Below are 6427 nucleotides of genomic sequence, written 5' to 3'. Positions count from 1 at the left end.
GGGCCTTTCTGCGCAAACCATTAATACTGATGCTTCAGGTAATATGGTTATAACCAAAGTAGAAAAAGATGCAGTTTACCGCAAAAAAATTAATAACAGATTTTCTGAATTGATTTTTACATTTCCTGACGTGAAGCCGGGCAGTATCATAGAATATAAATATAAAGATGATGCAGATTATTTTTATGCGTTAAGAAACTGGTATTTTCAAAAATCAATACCCGTTATTTACAGCCGGTATATACTTGATTTTCCAAGAGAATTAGTGATATCTGCTATATCCAAGGGCGGGCTTACGGTTAATCGGGTTGAAAAAGATAAAGCAGACCGCAATATTAAAACATTTACAATGCTTAATGTGCCAGCATTAAAGGATGAGCCTTATATCAGTTGCGATGAGGATTACCTGCAGCAGGTTACTCCCATGTTTATTGCATTAGATTTTCCGGGGGAACCACGCCGCAGCCTTTTGAGTACATGGCCGGGAATAATTAAAGAATTGATGGAAGACGAAGATTTTGGAACACAACTTAAAAAAAATATACCCCGAACAAGTGATTTAGATGCATTACTTAAAGATATTAACGACCCTTATAAAAAAATGGTTATCATACACGATTATGTAAGAAAGAATATGAAGTGGGACGATATGTACAGCATTTGGGCATCAGATGGCGTTAAATCTGCCTGGAAAGATAAGAAGGGAACGGCGGGAGAGATCAACCTTATTTTAGTAAACCTTTTAAAAGATGCTGACTTAAATGCATACCCGGTTTTGGTAAGTACAAGAGATAACGGCAGGGTAAATACCAGCATGGCCGGGTACAATCAATTTAATAAAGTGCTGGCTTATGTTGTGATAGATAAGCAAAATTATGTGCTTGATGCAACTGACAAATATACCCCTGCTAAACTTATACCTTACGAAGTAGCAAGTTCTGAGGGATTGGTAATTGAAAAATTTGATACTTATAAATGGGGATGGAAAACGTTATGGAATGAAAAACAACTTTTTAAGAACACAACTATTTTGGATGCCATAATTGATGATAAAGGAAATATGAGTGGTGCAGCTTTAATAACATCTGCAGATTACAGCAGGTTTATAAGGATGGCTAAATTAAAAGAAGGGAAAGATAAATTTACAGAAGCATGGCTGAACCAAAATAAAGAAGATATAAAAATTGACAGCCTTACATTTACTAATGAAGGCACCGACTCTTTACCACTTGTACAACAACTTAAATTTGAAAAGAAAATAAGTTCTTCAGGCGATTATAATTATTTCTCTGTTAATCTTTTTTCGGGGCTGGATAAAAATCCTTTTATTGCCGATGAACGTTTTTCGGATATATTTTTTGGTGCCAACCAGCATTATACTATAGCAGGCAATTTTCAAATTCCTGAAAATTGCCAGTTTGAGCCTTTACCCAAAAATATAAAATTGATGATGCCGGATACAAGTATCGTTTTCTTACGAACTGCTGTTGTTAATGAAAACATACTGAGTATAAGATACGTTATTGAATTTAAACAACCCTTCTATTCGTACCAGGATTATGATTACTTTAAAGAATTTTATAAAAAATTATTTGATTTATTAAATGAACAGTTTGTTTTTAAAAAGAAGTAACCTTTAGTAAGTGTTTGTTTATATGAAAAGAAAATCATTTTCCATAATATTTTTTTTTATTTCGGCGGTTGCGCTTGCACAAAAAGAAATTCCTGCATTTGGTAAAGTGGATAAGGCCGACCTGGAAATGAAAGATTGCGATTTTGACAAAGGTGCCGAAGCTGTAAAATTAATTGACTGGGGAAATACCTATTACGACAGGGGTACCACAGGCAGATCGTTATTTAAAACCATTTTTCAAAGGCGCACCCGAATTAAAATTTTAAAAGAAAAAGGTTTATCTCTCGCCAATGTAAGTATCCCTTATTACAGTTATAATAACGATGAAAAGATAGTTACCCTTAGTGCTTACATTTATAATATTGATGCGGTGGGCAAAATTAAAACGACCAACATTAAAAAAAGTTCCTTCTACCCCAAAAAAATTAATGCTGAATATTCCGAAATGATTATTGCTTTTCCAGAAGTAAAAGTTGGCAGCATTATAGAATATAAATACACCATGGAAAGAGAAACTATGGGGCAGTTGAAAGATTGGTTTTTTCAGGAACGAATACCAGTCCGCTACAGCGAATATCAATTTACTGTCCCTCAAATTTTTCGGTTCTCGGTACAGCCTTCGGTAATTGATAAAATAGAAGAAAGCAAAGAAGTAACAGACGAAATACTTTCTGCCGGTAATGGAACAATAAAAACTAAATCGCTAAAGAACAATTATATCATGCGTAACCTGCCGGGCATTAAAGATGAACCTTTTATGGGTGCGGCTAAAGATTACATGCAGCGGTTACAATTTCAGCTTAAGCAGATAGATTATGGCGATGGGGATATTACTGACTTACGGTTTAAATGGAGCGATGTAATTAATGAATTAAAAGAAGATGAAAATTTTGGGATACAGTTAGAAAAAAATATTTTAAGTACAGAAACCTTTATTGCCACAGCAAATAAAATTGCCAATGCCGAAACCAGGATGTTGTTTATATACAATCAAATTCGTAAAACAATAAATTGTAACGGTAAAGACGATATATACACTGATAACGGTATTGTAAAAACATGGGAAATAAAAAATGGTAATACAGCAGATATTAATTTATTGTTTATAAAACTATTAAATGATGCCGGGGTAAAAGCAGTACCAATATTATTCAGCACACGTGAACATGGTTTAGCAACCCCTTATTATCCTTTCCTTAATCAATTTAATACGGTAATGGCTTATATTGCTTTTAATGGAAAATATTTTGTGCTGGATGCCACAGATAAAATTTCATACTACAAATTAATACCTGCTAAAATTGTTAATACAAAGGGCTTTATACTGAAGAGTGAAGAAGGTGAATGGAAAGACATAACTGATGGGAATTATAAATACAAAGTGTTAACTGCTGTACACGGCGTTATAGATACTGCGGGGGTAATAAAAGGGGATTGTTTAATAAAAAGCAGTGAATATGCCCGAAATGAACGCTCCGAAAACTGGTTGAAAAATAAGGAAGAATTTAAAGAAGAATATTTTACCAGGCCTTATCCTTTTTTAAAGATTGATAACATTACAGTAAATAATGCCTACACAGATTCTTTACCGTTTGAACAGAAAGTAAACTTTACAATGCCCTTAAATAACTCGGGCAATTATAAATATTTTACTGTAAATCTTTTTTCCGACCTGGATAAAAACCCGTTTGTAGCTGACGACCGAATTGCTGATATTGATTTTGGTTTTCAGCAGCAGTACAATATTTATGGTAATTTTTTTATTCCGCAAAATTATACATTTGATGCACTGCCCGAAAATATTTCGATGATAATGCCTGATACCAGTATTGTTTTTAGCCGTTCCATTCAGGCTGAAGAAAATATCCTGAATGTGCGAATATCTGTTGAGTTTAAAAAATCATTTTACCCAGCCTCCAATTATCCGGTGTTTAAAGAATTTTATAAAAAATTATTCGATAAATTAAATGAACCCATTTTAATTAAAAAGAAAGCAACCCTATGACAAAGTTTTATTTTACCCTGGCATTTATTTTTACAGTTATAACATTGTTTGCACAAACGGGAAATTATGATGTTGCTACTATAACAGAAGCTATGAAGAAGAATGCTTACTCTGTAAAAAGAGAAGAGCGTATTGAGTTTGAAGTAAAGGCAATTGACAAAGCTTATTACAAAGTGCATAAAGTAATAACCGTTTTAAATGAAGCAGGAAAAGATGAATTCTTATTTTATGAATTTTCAGATAAATTCCATTCTCTCGAGGAGGTGTCCATTCAAATTTTTGACAGCAAAGGGAAGTCTGTTAAAAAATATTCCAAATCAGATTTAACCAAACAGGCTACCGGTGAAGGTTTGGTACCTGATGGAAAAGTTTATTACATTAACACGCCTGTAGCCGAATACCCTGCAACGATAAAAATTGATTATGAATTAAAATTTAATGGCACCTTAGATTATCCAGATTTTAATGTTCAACTGCCGGAGCAGTCAGTAGAAAATGCTGTTTTTATTGCAAAAATCCCTGCTGAGCTTGATCTTAGATTTAAACCAAAAAATACTGCACTTAACCCTGTAATTACTTCAGATGATAAGTACAAAATTTATACCTGGACGGTAAATAATTTACCGGCTTTGGAATATGAAGAAGGAAGTGTAAAGGGCAGCAGCCGTTTTCCAAAAATTTTAATATCTCCAAATAAATTTGAGCTGGACGGTTATGCCGGCGATATGACCAGCTGGCAAAATTTTGGAAAATGGTATGCTTCATTAATAAAAGATGCCGGTAATATGCCGGAAGAAAGAAAATTATTTTTTAAAAATATGGTGAAGGACATTGCAGATGATAAAGAAAAAATTAAACTAATATACACCTATTTGCAAAATAATTTCAGGTATGTAAGTATTCAATTGGGTATTGGCGGATTTAAACCATTTGATGCTGACTTTGTAGATAAAAAAAAATATGGCGATTGTAAGGCATTAAGCAATTATATGCAGGCTTGTTTAACTGCTGTTGGTTTAAAAAGTTACCAGGCACTTATAAATGCTTCTTATAACCAGGCACCTGTTGATCCTGATTTTCCGCACAATGGTTTTAACCATGATATTTTATGTGTGCTTGCGGGCAAAGATTCTGTTTGGCTGGAATGTACCAGCACTACAACTGATTTTGGCGTACTTGGTAATTTTACAGAAAATAAAAATGCGTTATTAATAACGGAAGATGGCGGTAAATTAGTAGCCACACCAAAAAGTAAAGCATCCGAAAACCGCTTTGGCTGTAATTCTTTAGTAACGCTGAAAGAAGATGGTTCCGGTACAGCAACAGCACAACTAACCAGCACAGGCGAATACCGGCAGGATTTTTTAAATTATATTTTTGACCAGAAAAAAGATGATCAAAAAAAGTATTTAGTAAACTATATCGGATTTTTACAACCCGACGAGTTTGAAATAAATTATGATAAGGCAAACAGGATTGCGCCGGTAAAACTGCAATTGGATATTGAAAAAATCCCTGAGTTCACCGCAGGCAACAAACAATTTTTAAACCCACGTATTTATAAAATATGGCGTTCTGTTTTACCCAAAGCAGAAAACCGTACACAGGATTTTTATTTTGAACATCCGTTTATTAAAACTGATACCACCATTTATAAATTGCCTGAAGGATTTAGTTTAGAAACTTTACCAAAAACTAAAGACATAAAATTTGAATACGGAAGTTTTAAAAGTAATTATGTGTACGATGAAAATAAAAAAACTATAACAACCACTGCCCGGCTGGAACTGACAGAATATAAAATTCCTGCTGCTAAATTTTTAGATACAAAAAAATTCTTTAACGAAGTAATGGCAGAATACACCGAAAAAATTGTAGTAAAGAAATTATAAAATACCATACAGGCTTCCACCCTTTTCAAATAACCTGTCAATCTTTTTTTCTGTTGCTGCATCTTTTTCAACAGGTGGTGCATGATGTGGTTTTATCCTTGCATCAACAACCAACGGGCCATTGCAACCCCAGTGTTTATTTATGGTAAAACTGTTAATGCCATACATATCATGCGATGGATTGCAGCGGGTAAATGTTACCCATAAAAAATTATTTAAAGTATCGCTTATAAATGTTGCGTCATCTGCAATAACAATTATCGCAATGCCACTAAGTTGATCATTGAATTTTGAACATTGATCATTGAGTATTTGCATTTCATTTAAGGCAGTTGTATAATCGCTGAACTTTTTTGTTTGTAATGCAACAACACCCGGCAATACCAGCTTTGCATTTTCAAAGCCATCTAAATTATTTAAACAATCAGGAACTGTTGTTGCAAGCTCTCTTATTTTTTCTCCATAAGCAGCCAAAACTACTTTACTGCCACTGTTTAATCCGGTGCCGGAATAATCTAAAGTATCAATAGTTGTGTTGGTGTAAAAATGAATATCTCTCGTTAAATTAATCCGCTCTAAAAAAAAGTTGAAATAGTTTTCAATATTATTTGCCGATAATTTATTGGTATTGCCGGCAGTTATAAATAAAAATTTTGCCAGGCTTAATTGCCCCGTGCCTAAAATATGATTGGCAATGGTTAAAATTTCTGCCGGTTGTTTTGTTGGCGTATAAGGTGTGTAACGTTCGCTGCCTATGGCAAGCAATAACGGATGCACACCAGCCGCATCCACAGCATGTACTTCTTTTAAACCCGGTATTTCTGTTTGCACAGCGCTGCCTGTTATTTCGTGTATCAGTTGCCCAAAGCTGGTATCTTCCTGTGGCGGACGGCCAAC

At 34.1% G+C, this 6427-nt stretch carries 3 protein-coding genes and 1 pseudogene; 3 read left to right on the top strand and 1 reads right to left on the bottom strand.

All coding sequences use genetic code 11. The annotated features are described in order from the left end of the window. The 3 genes from ACY65O_RS00065 to ACY65O_RS00055 all read left to right on the top strand — a co-directional run. On the top strand, positions 1–1633 hold a 1633-nt coding region (locus ACY65O_RS00065), incomplete at its 5' end, for a DUF3857 domain-containing protein (RefSeq protein ID WP_462218801.1). Positions 1634–1655: 22 nt separating this feature from the next. Further along, positions 1656–3638, top strand: coding sequence for a DUF3857 domain-containing protein (locus tag ACY65O_RS00060; RefSeq protein ID WP_462218800.1), 1983 nt, complete (start codon positions 1656–1658; stop codon positions 3636–3638). Further along, positions 3635–5530 carry a DUF3857 domain-containing protein gene (locus ACY65O_RS00055; RefSeq protein ID WP_462218799.1) on the top strand — a complete coding sequence of 632 codons (1896 nt, stop codon included), beginning with the start codon at positions 3635–3637 and terminating at the stop codon, positions 5528–5530. Before ACY65O_RS00060 ends, ACY65O_RS00055 begins: the two co-directional genes overlap by 4 nt. On the opposite strand, the pseudogene ACY65O_RS00050 reads toward ACY65O_RS00055, so the two are convergent. Continuing rightward, positions 5525–6427, bottom strand: a pseudogene (locus ACY65O_RS00050) (3-octaprenyl-4-hydroxybenzoate carboxy-lyase); the annotation flags it as partial. The gene ACY65O_RS00055 and the pseudogene ACY65O_RS00050 overlap by 6 nt on opposite strands.

The sequence above is a fragment of the Ferruginibacter sp. genome (assembly GCF_031430955.1).
GTDB lineage: Bacteria > Bacteroidota > Bacteroidia > Chitinophagales > Chitinophagaceae > Ferruginibacter.
The sequence above is the reverse complement of the archived record's forward strand: the minus strand, read 5'-3'. Positions and strand labels throughout refer to the sequence as shown.